The 15,205-nt window shown below is 52.9% G+C and carries 15 protein-coding genes; 1 reads left to right on the top strand and 14 read right to left on the bottom strand.

The genetic code is table 11. The annotated features are described in order from the left end of the window. Positions 1 to 277 precede the first annotated feature (277 nt). Entirely contained in the window at positions 278 to 1,228 is a 951-nt protein-coding gene (locus OXG10_02550; GenBank protein ID MCY3826249.1) for a retron St85 family RNA-directed DNA polymerase, read from the top strand. Positions 1,229 to 1,375: 147 nt separating this feature from the next. Here OXG10_02550 and sucC read toward each other — a convergent pair whose 3' ends face one another. The 14 genes from sucC to OXG10_02480 all read right to left on the bottom strand — a co-directional run. Further along, positions 1,376 to 2,542 carry an ADP-forming succinate--CoA ligase subunit beta gene (gene sucC / locus OXG10_02545; GenBank protein ID MCY3826248.1) on the bottom strand — a complete coding sequence of 389 codons (1,167 nt, stop codon included), beginning with the start codon at positions 2,540 to 2,542 and terminating at the stop codon, positions 1,376 to 1,378. 14 nt (positions 2,543 to 2,556) lie between these two features. Further along, the gene (locus OXG10_02540) at positions 2,557 to 3,288 is read right to left on the bottom strand and encodes a succinate dehydrogenase/fumarate reductase iron-sulfur subunit (protein MCY3826247.1); all 732 of its coding nucleotides are present in this window, start codon (positions 3,286 to 3,288) and stop codon (positions 2,557 to 2,559) included. Then, on the bottom strand, positions 3,288 to 5,006 hold the full coding sequence (locus OXG10_02535) for an FAD-binding protein (GenBank protein MCY3826246.1): 1,719 nt from the start codon (positions 5,004 to 5,006) through the stop codon (positions 3,288 to 3,290). The genes OXG10_02540 and OXG10_02535 overlap by 1 nt, the downstream gene beginning before the upstream one ends. 2 nt (positions 5,007 to 5,008) lie before the next feature. Continuing rightward, complete coding sequence (locus OXG10_02530; protein ID MCY3826245.1) at positions 5,009 to 5,740, bottom strand: succinate dehydrogenase; 732 nt, start codon at positions 5,738 to 5,740, stop codon at positions 5,009 to 5,011. 83 nt (positions 5,741 to 5,823) lie between these two features. Continuing rightward, positions 5,824 to 6,774 carry a malate dehydrogenase gene (mdh, locus tag OXG10_02525; GenBank protein MCY3826244.1) on the bottom strand — a complete coding sequence of 317 codons (951 nt, stop codon included), beginning with the start codon at positions 6,772 to 6,774 and terminating at the stop codon, positions 5,824 to 5,826. A gap of 39 nt (positions 6,775 to 6,813) precedes the next feature. Next, the gene (icd, locus tag OXG10_02520) at positions 6,814 to 8,058 is read right to left on the bottom strand and encodes an isocitrate dehydrogenase (NADP(+)) (GenBank protein MCY3826243.1); all 1,245 of its coding nucleotides are present in this window, start codon (positions 8,056 to 8,058) and stop codon (positions 6,814 to 6,816) included. An 86-nt stretch (positions 8,059 to 8,144) separates the two neighbouring features. Continuing rightward, positions 8,145 to 10,811 carry an aconitate hydratase AcnA gene (gene acnA, locus OXG10_02515; GenBank protein MCY3826242.1) on the bottom strand — a complete coding sequence of 889 codons (2,667 nt, stop codon included), beginning with the start codon at positions 10,809 to 10,811 and terminating at the stop codon, positions 8,145 to 8,147. 146 nt (positions 10,812 to 10,957) lie between these two features. After that, positions 10,958 to 12,190: a beta-ketoacyl-ACP synthase II gene (gene fabF, locus OXG10_02510; protein MCY3826241.1), complete on the bottom strand. Its 1,233-nt coding sequence runs from the start codon at positions 12,188 to 12,190 to the stop codon at positions 10,958 to 10,960. 6 nt (positions 12,191 to 12,196) lie between these two features. Next, complete coding sequence (gene acpP, locus OXG10_02505) at positions 12,197 to 12,463, bottom strand: acyl carrier protein (protein MCY3826240.1); 267 nt, start codon at positions 12,461 to 12,463, stop codon at positions 12,197 to 12,199. A gap of 21 nt (positions 12,464 to 12,484) precedes the next feature. Continuing rightward, positions 12,485 to 13,228: a 3-oxoacyl-[acyl-carrier-protein] reductase gene (gene fabG, locus OXG10_02500; GenBank protein ID MCY3826239.1), complete on the bottom strand. Its 744-nt coding sequence runs from the start codon at positions 13,226 to 13,228 to the stop codon at positions 12,485 to 12,487. Beyond that, the gene (gene fabD / locus OXG10_02495; GenBank protein MCY3826238.1) at positions 13,215 to 14,150 is read right to left on the bottom strand and encodes an ACP S-malonyltransferase; all 936 of its coding nucleotides are present in this window, start codon (positions 14,148 to 14,150) and stop codon (positions 13,215 to 13,217) included. The genes fabG and fabD overlap by 14 nt, the downstream gene beginning before the upstream one ends. 15 nt (positions 14,151 to 14,165) lie before the next feature. Further along, complete coding sequence (rpmF, locus tag OXG10_02490) at positions 14,166 to 14,369, bottom strand: 50S ribosomal protein L32 (protein MCY3826237.1); 204 nt, start codon at positions 14,367 to 14,369, stop codon at positions 14,166 to 14,168. 19 nt (positions 14,370 to 14,388) lie between these two features. Further along, positions 14,389 to 14,898 carry a DUF177 domain-containing protein gene (locus tag OXG10_02485; GenBank protein MCY3826236.1) on the bottom strand — a complete coding sequence of 170 codons (510 nt, stop codon included), beginning with the start codon at positions 14,896 to 14,898 and terminating at the stop codon, positions 14,389 to 14,391. A 104-nt stretch (positions 14,899 to 15,002) separates the two neighbouring features. After that, on the bottom strand, positions 15,003 to 15,205 hold a 203-nt coding region (locus OXG10_02480), incomplete at its 5' end, for an oligopeptide ABC transporter ATP-binding protein OppF (protein ID MCY3826235.1).

Raw genomic sequence — 15,205 nt, 5'->3', positions numbered from 1 at the left:
AAAGAATCGGCAATGATGGTGCATGATCTGGTGTATTTTAGCGGACCCGTGAAACATATAGAATTGGTAGAAATATTATTGCTAATTTTTGGTAAGCACAGTTTCAAGGCAAAGGAGCACGCGGCTATTCTGGTAGCCGCTAATTTTTTAGAAAGGACTAAAGAAGGCTTCTACAAAAGTCTTCTGAAAAAGTCGTATTACAAGTACAGTTTCGACACTAACAGTCTAATTTCAACCTGCCGAAATTACATGCTTAAGTTTTGTCCTGGTCGGATACATGGACATTGAAAAGAAAATTTCGGCTGATTTGGATATTCCTTCAGATCTCATTGATGAAGCGGTTGCTGCTTCAAGAAGCCAAGTAAAGAAATTCTACATCAATAAAAGAGGCGGGAACTCAAGAAGAGCAATATATCAACCCGCAAAAAAGATTAAAACCATTCAATATTGGCTTATGGCTAACGTCTTTAAAGAATTGCCGGTTCATCTGTCGTCGGCTGCGTACATTAAAGGAGAATCCATTCTGTCGAACGCAAAAAGGCACAGAAAAAATCGATATTTTCTAAAAATGGACTTCAAAGATTTCTTCCCCTCTATTAAGTGGAGGGATTTCAGGCCTATCATCAAAGCATGGTATGAAAAAACAACCCCGGACTGGAAGCTAACCGTATATGCTGAAAATCTTATCCGCCAAACATGCTTCTATTTAAATGATTCTCTTCCAATTGGCTACCCTAGCTCACCCATGATAAGTAACGCCGTTATGTTTACGATAGATAATGACATAGAAAATCTTCTTTCTGACCATGATAAATACGGAAACGTGATTTACACCCGTTACGCTGACGACTTAGTAATTTCAACGAACAAAAAACACGTCTGCAAAGACATTTACAAAGCAATTAACGAAATAATCAAGAAAACCAAATCTCCTAATCTGTCGTTAAACCCGGAGAAAACAAGAGTGGGAAGCAGCACCAGCGGTTCCGCCTTGGTCACCGGTTTGAGAATATGCTCTAACGAACATATAACAATTCATAGAAAACATAAAGATCACATTCGGTTGTTACTTAGTCTGTATAAAAAGAAGCAGTTGGAACAAGATGAACAAATGTCATTGCTAGGCCACTTGGCTTATGTACGACATGTAGCACCTCAGTTCTATTCAAAATTACAAAACAAATATTTTAAAGAAATAGTAGAACTGAAATCGAGTAATAAGCAGTGAACCTCTAAATTCCCAATCAACCGTCAATTCAAAACTTCATTCGTAGCTCTGCTGAAGCTCCCTCTCCTCTCTACAGCATGTACACTTTATTAAGGGAAACAGATATCTATAGAAAACAAATTAAGTAGTAGTTGTAACTTGCTGGAATCAGCTAGCTTTAGCGGCCTCAACTACCTTGGACGCGGCTTCTTTCATGTCGGCTCCGGTCTGGATGTCAAGACCCGAGTTAGAAAGGATTTTTCTTCCGGCTTCAACGTTGGTTCCTTCAAGCCTGACCACCAAGGGAACATTTATTCCGACCTCTCCCGCGGCCTCCACGATACCATCGGCGATGGTATCGCACTTCATGATGCCGCCAAAGATATTAACGAAGATGGCCTTTACGTTCTCGTCGCTCAGGATCATCTTAAACGCCTTTGTAACCTGCTCGGTTGTAGCTCCTCCTCCAACGTCAAGGAAGTTTGCAGGTTCTCCGCCGTGGTGCTTGATAATATCCATGGTGGCCATAGCAAGCCCCGCGCCGTTAACAAGACAGCCTATGTTCCCGTCAAGCTTAACGAAGCTTATCCCCGCGTCGCTCGCCTCAAGCTCAAGCGGGTCCTCCTCGTCCCTGTCCCTGAGCCCCGCGATGTCGCGGTGGCGGAAAAGAGCGTTATCATCGAAGTTAATTTTCGCGTCAAGTGCCACTATGTTTCCATCGGAGGTAAGGACAAGCGGGTTTATCTCCGCGAGAGAACAGTCCTTTTCAATAAAGACCCGGTAAAGGGATGAGATAAAAGATACCGCCTGCCTTACGGCACCACCCTCAAGACCCATGAAATAAGCGATTTTACGGCACTGATAGGGCTGGATGCCAAGAGAGATATCGACGTGCTCCTTGATTATCTTCTCGGGAGATCTGGCCGCCACTTCCTCGATCTCGACCCCGCCTTCGGGGCTTCCCATAACGACCACTTTTTCCCGTGAGCGGTCAATCACCATGCCGAGATAGAACTCCTTTTCTATACTGGAAGCTTCCTCGATCAGCACGCTTCCAACAGTTTTGCCCTCGGGGCCCGTCTGGTGGGTGACGAGGTTCATGCCGATTATCTCATCCGCGGCCTCCATAGCGTCGTGGGAGTTGTCAACTACCTTTATTCCGCCTCCCTTGCCCCGGCCGCCGGCGTGAATCTGGGCTTTTACCACGTATTTTGCAGAGTTAAGGGTATCGAGCACCTCCGACACCTCATCCGCGCTGAAAACGACCTGTCCGCCCGGAACCTTCACTCCGAAATCCGAGAGAAGCTTTTTTGCCTGGTATTCGTGTACGTTCAATCTAGAGCCCTCTCCTATTTCCCCTTGATCTTCCTCAAAAGCCAGGAAAGCGGGTCATAGTACTTGTCAACCACCCTCTCCTTAAGCGGAATGATTCCGTTATCCGTTATGTGTATGTCCTCGGGGCACACTTCCGTGCAGCATTTCGTGATGTTGCAGAAGCCGACCCCCGCTTCCTCGCGCGCAAACTCCCTCCTGTCAAGGACATCCAGGGGATGCATCTCCCGCTCGGCGATCTTTATCATGAACCTCGGCCCCGCAAACGCGTCTTTTCTGTTGTGGTCGCGAAGTATGTGACAGACGTTCTGGCACAGAAAGCACTCTATGCATTTGCGGAATTCCTGTCCCCTCTCAACGTCCTCCTGGTACATGACCCACTCGGTGTCTTCTGCAGGGGTAAACGGAGGAATCTTTTTGCTTACCTCGTAGTTCCACGAAACGTCGGTCACTAGATCCTTTATCACTGGAAACGCCTTGATCGGGTAGACGGTAATCGTTTCGCCCTCGGCGAAACTGTCCATGCGGGTCTTGCAGGCAAGCTTCGGTTTTCCGTTTATCTCGGTGCTGCAGGAACCGCACTTGGCCGCCTTGCAGTTCCATCTTATCGCCAGGTCGCCGTCGTAGTTAGCCTGTATGTAGAAAAGCGCGTCGAGGACCACCATACCCTCATCTACCGGGACCTCGTACTCCTTTTCCTCTCCACCCTGGGAATCTCCGCGAAAAACTCTTAGCTTGGCTACCGACATCACTTATCCTCCGTAAACAGTTTCGAAAGCTCCTCGGGCATCTCCGTGATCGGCCGCGTTGCGACGTCCATAGCCTCGTCTTTAATGGAGACAATGAAATTGAGCTTGCCCCATTTCTCGTCGTCGCTCTCAGGGAAGTCGACCCGGCTGTGAGCTCCCCTGCTCTCCTTTCTCGCAAGCGCGCATCTCGCGAGCGCCTCCGAAACGATCAGCATCGACCTGAGGTCCCTGCAGAGATGCCATCCCGGGTTAAACATCACCGAGCCCTCTATCTTGAGTACTTTCGCCCTCTCCTTCAGTCCCTCTATCTCGTCTATGCCCTTCTGTATGTTCTCTTCCGTGCGGAACACCCCTATGTAGAGCTGCATCGCGTCCTGGAGATCCTGGTGGATCGTGTAGGGGTTCTCTCCCTGGGTGTTGTTAAAAGGCTCCCTGAGCTCGTTTGCGTATCCCTCAACGAGCTCGGCGGGTATCTGTGCGTGGGATTTTCCGCTTGCGTAAGCCGCTGCTCCCTCGCCCGCCCTTTTCCCGAAAACAAGAAGATCAGAGAGGGAGTTTCCGCCTAGACGGTTTGCGCCGTGCATTCCTCCTGCGACCTCGCCCGCGGCAAATAGCCCCGGAACGGTGCTCGAGCAGGTATCTCCCTCGACCTTGACTCCGCCCATCACGTAATGGGTGGTCGGGAACACTTCCATCGGTCCTTTCGTTATGTCTATATCGGCAAACTCCATGAACTGGTGGTACATGCTGGGAAGCTTTCGCTTTACGTAATCGGCTCCCCTGTGCGAGACGTCAAGGAACGCTCCGCCGTGGGGAGAACCGCGGCCCTGCTCAACTTCCGTGTATATGGATCTTGCGACCACGTCGCGGGTTGAGAGCTCCATGCGTTCGGGGTCGTATCTCTCCATAAAGCGCTCGCCCTCGCTGTTTGTGAGAATGCCTCCCTCACCGCGCACCGCCTCGGTAACCAGTATTCCCCTCACGCTCGGGGGCCAGACCATACCCGTGGGATGGAACTGTATGAATTCCATGTCTATAAGCTCGGCTCCGGCCTCATATGCCATCGCGTGACCGTCGCCGGTGTATTCCCAGGAGTTCGAGGTGTACTTGTAGGCCTTTCCCACCCCACCCGTTGCAAGAACAATGGCGTTTGCGCGGAAAAGAACAAACTTTCCGCTCTCTCTCCAGTAGCCGAAGGCTCCCACAACCCTGTCTCCGTCCTTTACGAGATGGGTTATCGTGCATTCCATGTAGACGTCTATGCCTGAGTGTATTCCCTTTTCCTGGAGGGTCCTTATCATCTCAAGACCGGTCCGGTCGCCCACGTGGGCAAGCCTCTTCCAGGTGTGTCCGCCGAAAGCCCTCTGATTTATTCTTCCCTCTTTAGTTCTGTCAAAAAGCGCTCCCCAGTACTCAAGCTCCCTCACCCTCTCGGGAGCCTCCTGCGCGTGATAAAGGGCCATCTGCCAGTTGTTAAGCATCTTCCCGCCCTTCATGGTGTCCTTGAAGTGGGTTTCCCAGTTGTCCTTTGTGTCAACGTTTGCCAAAGCTGCCGCAACGCCGCCCTCGGCCATCACGGTGTGGGCCTTGCCGAGCAGGGATTTACATATAAGTGCGGTCGAGGCGCCCTTTGCGGAAGATTCGATGGCGGCCCGAAGACCGGCCCCGCCTGCGCCGATAACTATAACGTCATGAGTGTGTGTTTCGTATTTTTCCACGTCTATATCAACCTCAGATCAGTGATTGTTCCGTTCGCTACCAGGAACACGTAAAGGTCCGTTAGAGCCACGAAAACAAGGCTTGTCCACGCCCATTTCATATGTACTTCGTTCTGGACGCTTATGGCGCCCCAAAGACGAAAGCGGGTCGGACACTTTGAGAACACATCAAGATTCCCTCCCATCAGGTGGCGAAACGAGTGGCAGGAAAACGAATACATGGTAAGCAAAAACGCATTTGCGGTAAGAACTATGGTCCCGACGCCCACTCCGGCCCCGTCATGGAAGAAAAAGGCTTCGTACGAGTCAATCCACAAAAACAGCAGAATGACTATAGAGGCATAGAGAAAAAACCTGTGGATGTTCTGCAGGATGAACGGAAAGCTTGACTCTCCGCTGTAGGAGCCCCTTTTGCCGACCGGTTTTACCGCACAGCCCGGAGGCGAGAAGAAGTACGCCCGGTAGTATGCTTTTCTGTAGTAATAGCAGGTCGCTCGGAATCCAAGCGGCGCCCAGAGAATAAGTATTGCCGGGGAAGCCGGCCACCAGTCAAAGAGCAGAAGCGGGGAATAAAAAGGCGAGAGGTAGGGCTCGGTGTAGAAAAACTGGTTCGAAAGAGCCCTCCACGTGGAGTAGATTCCGAAAGCCCCAAGCACCACCCCGGTTATGAGAGGCTCCACCCACCACGTATCCTTTCTCATGGTGAGCGCCTTGCTCGCCGTACCGTTAGCCATATTGTAGAAACCTCCAAAAAATATTTCCGGAGCGTCCGTCCGAGATCATAAACGGCGCCGGGGAGCGGAATGTAAACGGAACCCTAGAGGATCCCCATTCCGTCAATTATTTCGCAAAGCTCTTTCACCTTGCCCGCCGAGACGTGCAGAGCCTCCATCTCCTCACTGGAAATCTCAACCCCTATTATCTCCTCAACCCCTTCTGAGCCGAGCCTTACGGGAAGACCCACGAACGTATCTTCCACTCCGTAATGTCCGTCCGCGTAAACGCAGCAGGGCAGTACCTTCTTCTTATCCTTTATGATTGCCTCGGCCATTTCCACCGCGGCTACCGCGGGGGCGTAAAAAGCGCTTCCGGTCTTAAGAAGCGCTACTATTTCGGCTCCTCCCTTCCTGGTGCGGTCGACCATCGCGTCGAGCCTTGAAGCGGGGACAAGCTGCGCTATGGGAATACCCGACACCGTAGTGTTGCTTAGAAGCGGAACCATCGTGTCTCCATGTCCGCCGAGAACCGAGGCGTTTATGTTCTCAACCGATACCCCGAGCTCCATCGCGATAAACGCCCGGAAACGCGCGGAATCAAGCACCCCTGCCATCCCCATCACTTTGTTGTCTGAAAGGCCGCTTACCCTGTGCGCCACGTAAACCATGGCGTCAAGCGGGTTGGTGACCAGTATGAGTATCGCGTCCGGGGAATGAGCAACCACCTGCTCTGTAACGCTCTTTACCACCTTGGTGTTTGTCGAGATAAGGTCGTCACGGCTCATCCCGGGCTTTCTCGGAATTCCGGAGGTGATTATCACCACGTCTGAACCTGCCGTGTCTTCGTAGTTGGTTGAACCAACGAGATTTACGTCGCTTCCGGTAATCGGGCACATCTGGGCAAGGTCAAGCGCCTTTCCTTCGGGAATTCCCTCCACTATGTCAATCAAAGCCACGTCGGCAAGTTCAAGCTGTGCAATCCGAAACGCCGCCGACGCGCCGACGTTTCCCGCACCTATCACAGAAATTTTCGCTCTGCCGTTCTTCAAGATCCCACTCCTTTTGAATAGATTTGCGTGCCGCGAGCCCCTCTAGTCCATTACCTTGTCCATGTTCGACACGATGGCCTCTCCGTACTCGGAACACTTAAGAAGGGTCGCCCCCTCCATCTGTCTCTCGAGGTCATAGGTAACCGTTTTCTGCAAAACGGTCTCCTCCATCGCCCTGAAAACAAGCTCCGCAGCCTCGTGCCATCCCAGGTACTGGAACATCATGACTCCCGAGAGTATTACGGAACCCGGGTTTACCTTGTCCTGCCCGGTGTACTTGGGAGCGGTTCCGTGGGTGGCTTCGAAAACCGCCAGGTAATCGCCTATGTTGCCGCCCGGAGCAACTCCGAGACCTCCTACCTGCGCGGCGCAGGCATCCGACATGTAGTCGCCGTTAAGATTAGGCATGGCCATCACGTCGTATTCACTGGGTCTCGTAAGAACCTGCTGGAACATGCTGTCGGCTATGCGGTCCTTCATGACAATCTTGCCATCGGGCTGCTTGCCGCCGTAATCGTCCCAGAGTTCATCCTCGGTTATGGTGATCTCCGGGAACTCCTCTTTCGCAAGCTCGTAGCCCCATTCGCGGAAGGCACCCTCGGTGAATTTCATTATGTTGCCCTTGTGGACGAGGGTGACGCTCTTTCTTTTATACTCTATTGCGTATTCGATCGCCTTTCTAACAAGCCTCTTGGTTCCGAAAGGACTTATGGGCTTTATTCCTATCCCGCTTAGCTCTCGGATGTTCACCCCGTAATTCTCAACGAGATACTCCCTTACGGCAGCCGCTTCCTCGGTGCCGCTCTCCCACTCGATTCCCGCATACACGTCCTCGGTGTTCTCCCTGAATATCACGACGTCAAGCTTGCCGGGAACCAGAAGAGGGTTAGGGGTTCCCTTGATCCATCTTACGGGCCTTACGCAGGCGTACAGATCAAGTATCTGGCGGAGCGCAACGTTAAGGCTCCTTATTCCTCCTCCAACTGGAGTGGTAAGCGGGCCCTTTATGGCAACAATATATTCTTTTATCGTTTCGGTGGTTTCCTCGGGAAGCCATTCGCCGGTCTCTTCATACGCTTTCTCTCCGGCCAGCACCTCAAGCCACTCTATCTTCTTCTTTCCTCCGTAAGCTTTCTCGACCGCGGCGTCGAACACTATCTGGGATGCGTGCCAGATGTCGGGGCCTATCCCGTCGCCTTCTATGAAGGGAATTATCGGGTTGTCGGGAATTACAAGCTTTCTGCTTTCCTCATCAATCTGTATTTTTTCTCCGCTTGGGACTGTCATTGAACACCTCTCCTTTTGAGCTAAACGAAAATTTAAATCTTACAATATAATGAAAAAAACCGCCCTTTTCAAATCTGTCTCTCCACCTACCCCGATATCATCTGACGCAGGACGGTCTGAAGTATCCCGCCGTTGCGGTAATATTCGACCTCAACCGGCGTATCGAGCCTGCACGTTGCGTGAAATTCTCTCTGCCCGCCGTCAGTGTCCGTCACGGTTACGGTCATCCGCTTGCCCGGATAAAGGTCCTCTGAAATCCCGCTTACACTGAAAGTCTCAAAGCCCGTGATGCCGAGAGATTCCGCACTTTCCCCCTCTTCGAACTGAAGGGGCAGAACCCCCATTCCCACCAGGTTGCTCCTGTGAATCCGCTCGAAACTCTCAGCTATGACGCACCTTGCTCCCAGAAGAGCGGTTCCCTTTGCCGCCCAGTCCCGGGAGCTTCCCGTTCCGTACTCCTTCCCGCCGATCACGACAAGGTCCGTACCGTCGTTCATGTACCTTGAGGACGCTTCGTAAATCGACATTTCCTCTCCCGTGGGAACGTGAACCGTCCACCCTCCTTCCTTTCCTCCGACCATCTTGTTTCTTATCCTGATGTTGGCAAACGATCCGCGGATCATGACCTCGTGATTCCCCCTCCTTGAGCCGAAGCTGTTAAAGCTCCTCGGGGTAACGCCCTTCGAGATGAGATAGCCGCCCGCGGGGCCGTCCTTGGGGATTGAGCCCGCGGGGGAAATATGATCCGTCGTTATCGAGTCTCCAAGCAGCGCGAGCACGTTCGCCCCTTCTATGTCTTCGGGGTCGTCTGGCTCAAGCGGGAAATCATCGAAGAACGGAGGCTCCTGTATGTAGGTGGATTCCGTATCCCACTCGTAAATGCCTGACTGCGGAGCCTCAAGAGATTTCCAGGTCTCATCGCCTTCAAAAACCCGGGAATACTGGGTGTTGAATATTTCGGGGGTGATTGACTCCGCTACCGTATCGATTATCTCCTGCTGCGTCGGCCATATGTCCCTGAGGAACACTTCGTCCCCGTCGCTTCCAACCCCGAGGGGTTCGCTGTAGAGATCGATTCCGACCTTGCCGGCTATGGCGAACGCCACGACAAGCGGAGGCGACGCCAGGTAAGCGAATTTCACAAGCGGGTGCACCCTGCCTTCAAAATTCCTGTTTCCGCTTAGAACCGCGGCGCAGGTAAGGTCGTTTTCCCTTATGGCCGCGTCCACGTCTTCTGGAAGCGGGCCGCTGTTTCCTATGCAGGTCGTGCATCCGTACCCGACCAGACCGAAACCCAGTTCTTCAAGATACGGGGTAAGTCCCGCGGCGTTCAGGTAATCCGTTACCACCCTCGACCCCGGCGCCAGACTCGTTTTCACGTAAGGATTAACGGAAAGCCCCCTCTCAACGGCCTTCTTGGCGAAAAGCCCCGCCCCTACCATAACGGAGGGATTCGAGGTATTAGTGCAGCTCGTGATGGCGGCTATTACGACCGAACCGTCTGAAATTCCGTTCGCCGCGCGCGATGCGTCTCCGTTCGCGGCGAGTCCCCTCGCCTGAAGATTCTCGTGGTAGGAGCTTTTCATGTCCCCGAGCGATATCCTGTCCTGCGGGCGGCTCGGGCCGGCAAGAGACGGCTCGACGGTTGATATGTCAAGTTCTAGCGTATCGGTGTAAACCGGGTCTTCCGCATCGTCGGTTCTGAACATCTTCTGTTCCTTCGTGTAGGCCTCGACAAGCGTGGCAGCGTCGTCCCTGCCCGTCGTCCCGAGGTATCTAAGTGTTTCGGCGTCTACCGGGAAAAATCCCATGGTGGCCCCGTACTCGGGAGCCATGTTCGCTATCGTGGCCTGGTCAGAAAGCGCGAGATTGCTAACTCCGGGTCCGAAAAACTCGACGAACTTGCCGACAACGCCCTTTTTCCTAAGCATCTCGGTCACCGTGAGAACCAGGTCCGTTGCGGTAACACCCTGTGAGAGGCGGCCGGTCAGCCTGAATCCGATGACGTCGGGTATCAGCATGTAAAGCGGCTGCCCGAGCATGCAGGCTTCTGCCTCTATTCCCCCTACTCCCCAGCCCATGACGCTAAGACCGTTTATCATGGTCGTGTGGGAATCCGTTCCCACCAGGGTGTCCGGGTAAGCAACCGACTCGGAGCCTGTCTGCTTTGAGACGACTACGCTCGCAAGACACTCAAGATTCACCTGGTGCACTATCCCGGTTCCCGGGGGCACGACCCTGAAATTGTCAAAGGATCCCTGTGCCCATTTCAAGAATGTATATCTTTCCCTGTTTCTTTCGTACTCCACTTCCACGTTCTTTCCGAAAGCGTCGCCGCTTGCGAAATAATCGACCTGAACGGAGTGGTCTATGACCAGATCAACGGGAACTATGGGATTCACAAGCGAGGGGTCTCCCCCTTTTTTCTCGACAACCGACCTCATCGCGGCAAGGTCGACCACGCAGGGAACTCCCGTGAAATCCTGAAGTATCACCCTCGCGGGGTTGTAGGGAATCTCTTTGGCCTCGGTATTTGAAGGGTCCCACTTGGCGAGGGACTCCACGTGCTGTTCAGTCACGGTTTTTCCGTCAAAATTCCTGAGCACGTTCTCAAGCAGTATTCTTATTGAAAAAGGCAGTCTTGAAATCGATACGCCGTAGCGCTCTTCAAGTTTTGCGAGGGAATATATCTTGTAGGTTTTGTCCCCGACTGTAAGGTCGGAAAGAGTATCGAGATTGTCAGTCAAAGCCATATGGCACCTCTTTTACACAGTTTCATATTTTGGAAGTCAGCGGGGTATTTTACCAAAACGAGCGGAAAAATAAAACCGCTTCCCACGCCGCGCGCGTGAGCTAAGCGATTTTGGAACTACGGAGGGGTTTTTGCAGCTTCAGGACGTCAGCTGAACTTGCGTAGCGCGACACTTACGTTCGTTCCGCCGAAACCGTAGGAATTGCTGAGAGCCACCTTTATGTCGCTCTCCCTCGCGGTGTGCGGAATGTAATCCAGATCGCATTCGGGATCGCTCTCAAAAAGGTTTATAGTCGGCGGCAAAACGCCGTCTCGAAGCGCAAGTACGCAGATTGCCGCTTCCACCGCGCCCGCAGCGCCGAGCAGGTGGCCGGTCATGGATTTCGTGGAACTCACCGGAATTCGCCGGGCGTCCTCGCCGAACACCTCCTTGATCGCATTGGTCTCGTTAACGTCGTTAAGACGCGTCGAGGTTCCGTGGGCGTTTATGTAATCCACGTCCCCGGGATTAAGGCCCGAATCCGCAAGAGCCGCGTTCATGCAGCTCGACGGCCCCTCAAGCGAAGGCGCCGTGATGTGAAAGGCGTCGGCGCTCATTCCGGAGCCGAGCACCTCGGCGTATATTCTGGCACCCCTTTTTTTCGCGAACTCGAGTTCTTCAAGAATCAGCACTCCCGCCCCTTCTGAAAGGATAAACCCGTCGCGCCCCATCTCAAACGGCCTCGACGCGGTCTCCGGCTCGTCGTTTCTGGTCGAAAGCGCCTTCATGGCGTTAAAAGCCGCGAAGGTAAGGGGGATCAGCGGAGCTTCGGCTCCGCCGGCTATCATAACGTCCGCCTTGCCGTCCTGTATTATCTTGGCGGAAAGCGCGAGCGAGTGACCGCTTGCGGAACACGCGGTCGTCGAAGAACAGTTGGGACCCTTGGCGTTGAACCTTATCGAGACGTATCCCGAAGCCATGTTGGTCACTATGTTCGGTATGAAAAACGGGGAAACGCGGTTAGGACCCTTGTTCTCCATCGTGAGGACGGTGTCGTAGAAGGTTTTCATCCCGCCGATTCCCGATCCGATAAAAGTCCCCGTGCGCCCGGAGATATCATCCGTAACCTCAAGCCCGGCATCCTCAAGCGCCAGCTTGGTAGCCGCGATGGAGAGCTGAATGAACCTGTCGTTTCTCTTCGCGTCTTTCGGCTCCATGTAGAGCGTCGGTTCGAAATCCTTCACCTGCCCCGCGATCTGCGTTTTAAGATCCGAGGGATCAAAGGACGAAACCCTGCTCACTCCCGGAACCCCTTCGCAGATCGAAGACCATGTGGCGTCGTTCCCCACCCCGACGGGCGTTATAAGCCCTATACCTGTAACCGCTACCCTTCTTCCCATTTCCCCTTATTCATCCTCCGAAGCGGCTTCAACTGAACTCTGGATAAAGTTGATCGCGTCCTGAACGGTTATTATGTTCTCCGCGTCTTCATCCGAGATCTCAAGCCCGAACTCATCCTCCATGGACATTATAAGTTCCACGAGGTCAAGCGAGTCGGCTCCGAGATCCTCTATAAAGGAAGAATCGGGAGTTATCTCATCCTCGGCTTTGCCGAGATGGCTCGCGATCATCTCCTTTACCTTAGCTAAAATTTCAGCATTATCCTTTGCCATGTGAGTCAAACCTCCTAAATTTTACATGTAAATTCCGCCGTTAACTTTTATAACCTCCCCGGTTATGTACGACGCGCCTTCGGAAACCAGAAAACACACCACGTTTGAGATGTCCTCAACGCGCCCGAATCTGCCGAGAGGTATAGCTTCCAGATATTTTTTTCTCATTTCCTCGTTAAGGTCCGCGATAATATCAGTCTCAACAAAACCGGGACTTACGGCGTTCACGGTTATTCCCCTTGAACTGAATTCCTTGGCGGTTGCTTTCGTGAGACCTACTACCCCGGCCTTTGAAGCGGCGTAATTCGCCTGCCCCGGGTTTCCGGCCTCACCGGCAGTCGAGGTGATATTTATTATTCTTCCGTAACGGTTCTTGAACATGCCCCTTGAAACCGCCTTGGTACAGTTAAACGCTCCCTTGAGGTTTATGTCCATGACACGGTCCCAGTCCTCCTCCCCCATTCTCATCAAAAGCCCGTCATTCCTTATTCCCGCGTTGTTAACAAGTATATGTATTCCGCCCAGTTCACCCGAGAGTTCCCCCACGCACCGCTGAACCTCGTCGAAATCGGAGACGTCAAAGCCGACCGCCCTGCCCTTGCCCCCCTCCTGCTCTATCTCCTCGAGAGTCTCATCGGCCGCCTGGCGGTTGCTTATGTAGTTAATCAGAACATACGCCCCGCGCGAAGCGAGTTTCTTCGCAATGTCCTTTCCTATCCCGCGCGACCCGCCGGTTATAAGTGCAACCTGATTACTGAATTCCATCTGTCTTAATATGATTTAACTCCTCAATTTTTTCAATACCGGCGCAACGAACGCCCTTAAGAGTTCTTTTCACAAGACCGCTTAAAACCTTGGATGGGCCGATCTCGAGAAACTCAGAAACCCCGGAGTCCTTTAGAAGCTCAAGTGACTCAGCCCATCTCACCGGGCTTACCACCTGCTCCACCAGAATGTCCGCCACCCTCGTGGAATCGGAATTGGCCTCCGCCCCGGTATTGGTGACTACAGGATACTTAACAGGGTGAAAATCTATTTCCCCGAGAACATCCCTGAGACGGGCGGCTGCGGGCTCCATAAGGGAGCAGTGAAAAGGCGCGCTCACCTCGAGCTCGACAACCCGTCTTGCCCCTTTTTCCTTAGCAAGCTCCGACGCGGCCGAAACGGCCCCGGATTCTCCTGAGATAACGGTCTGTGTGGGCGAATTGAAATTAGCCGGGGAGACCACGTTTTCTTCCCCCGCAACCTCGGCGCAAAGCTCACTTACTTCCTCTGACGTAAGACCCAGCACGGCAGCCATTTTCCCGACTCCTGGGGGAACCGCTTCCTGCATGAACTCCCCTCTTTTTCTAACGGTACGCACGGCGTCACCAAACTCGAGGCACCCGGAGGCGACAAGGGCCGTAAATTCGCCGAGGCTGTGTCCGGCAACCAGGTCGGGCCTTATTTCGGTTTCCTCAAGAACCACCCTCAACGCGGCCACGCTCGTTGTAAGTATCGCCGGCTGGGCGTTCGCGGTAAGAGCAAGGGTCGCCGCCTCGCCCTCAAAGCAAAGCTTCGCCAGGTCGATTCCCAGAGCATCGTTTGCTTCTTCAAAAGTCTGCCTCGCAAGAGCGAACTCGGCGCAGAAATCAGCGCCCATGCCAATGTACTGGGAGCCCTGACCTGGAAAAAGAAAAGCTATCATGGATTCAGTGTGTGTTTAGTCTTCCGCAACGACTTCCGTATCGGGAGCCTGTCTGAAGAAATTCCTTCCCTTGTAGTAGCCGCAACTGGGACACGCCCTGTGGGGAGGTTTCATCTCGTTGCACTCGGGACAAAAGGAAGCCCCCGGCAACGCAACGGAATAATGGGTTCTTCTTTTTCTTGATTTCGATCTGGAAGTCTTTCTTTTGGGTAATGCCATCTCAGTCTCCTGGTTGAAACTATATCTTTATATCTTTAAGCACCGCAAAGCGCGAGTCCTCTTGGCGAGTCTCGCAGCCGCACTGCTGTTCGTTAAGATTCTGTCCGCACCCGCTGCAAAGTCCCCTGCAATCCTCGACGCAGACCACCTTGTAGGGAAGCGAAAGATTCACCTGCTCTCTCATGTAATCGTTAAGGTCTATCGTCCTACCCCGGTAAGTTTCATAATCTATGTCCCCGCCTGCTTCCTCTTTCTTTTCTGTCTCAGAAGGCGAAAGAATGAGGTTTACTTCAAGATTCGTATCAACGCTTACGTCGCTTAAGCAACGGGAACACCGGGCGACCGCCAGGAATCCGATTTTTCCCCGCACGCTTATCTCGCCCGCCGTGCGTAAAAGATCAATATGAAACTCTATATCGGAATCCACGCTCGCGACTTCTGATTTCTCGGAACCGCCGAGCCATCCCGGCCCCCTCGTGAGATTAAGACTCAATCCCCCGTCCTTTATTTCCGATACGTTAACTCTCATCGCGCGGAAACCCCGCCTGCAAAAATTGCTCTAATATAAACCACAATCGCTTTATTGCAAGTTATATTGGAAAAAAACAGTCGCCGGGAAAACAGACAGACCGCTCAGACGTTGTGGCAGGCGACGCTTCGCCCATCTGCTCCTTTCTCCTCGAGCCGTGGAGTCTCCCTAGAGCACACCTCGGTTGCAAGAGGGCATCTCGGGTGAAAACTGCACCCCGAGGGGATATCCGCAAGACTCCGTATTTCCCCAGATATGGATGCTTCGCTGCCGTTTTCGCTCCTGGTTGTTTTTATCTCGGGAATGG

The organism is Candidatus Dadabacteria bacterium (assembly GCA_026706695.1).
Classification (GTDB): Bacteria; Desulfobacterota_D; UBA1144; order Nemesobacterales; family Nemesobacteraceae; genus Nemesobacter.
Note: the sequence above shows the minus strand (reverse complement) of the source record. Positions and strands in the feature narration are given on the sequence as shown.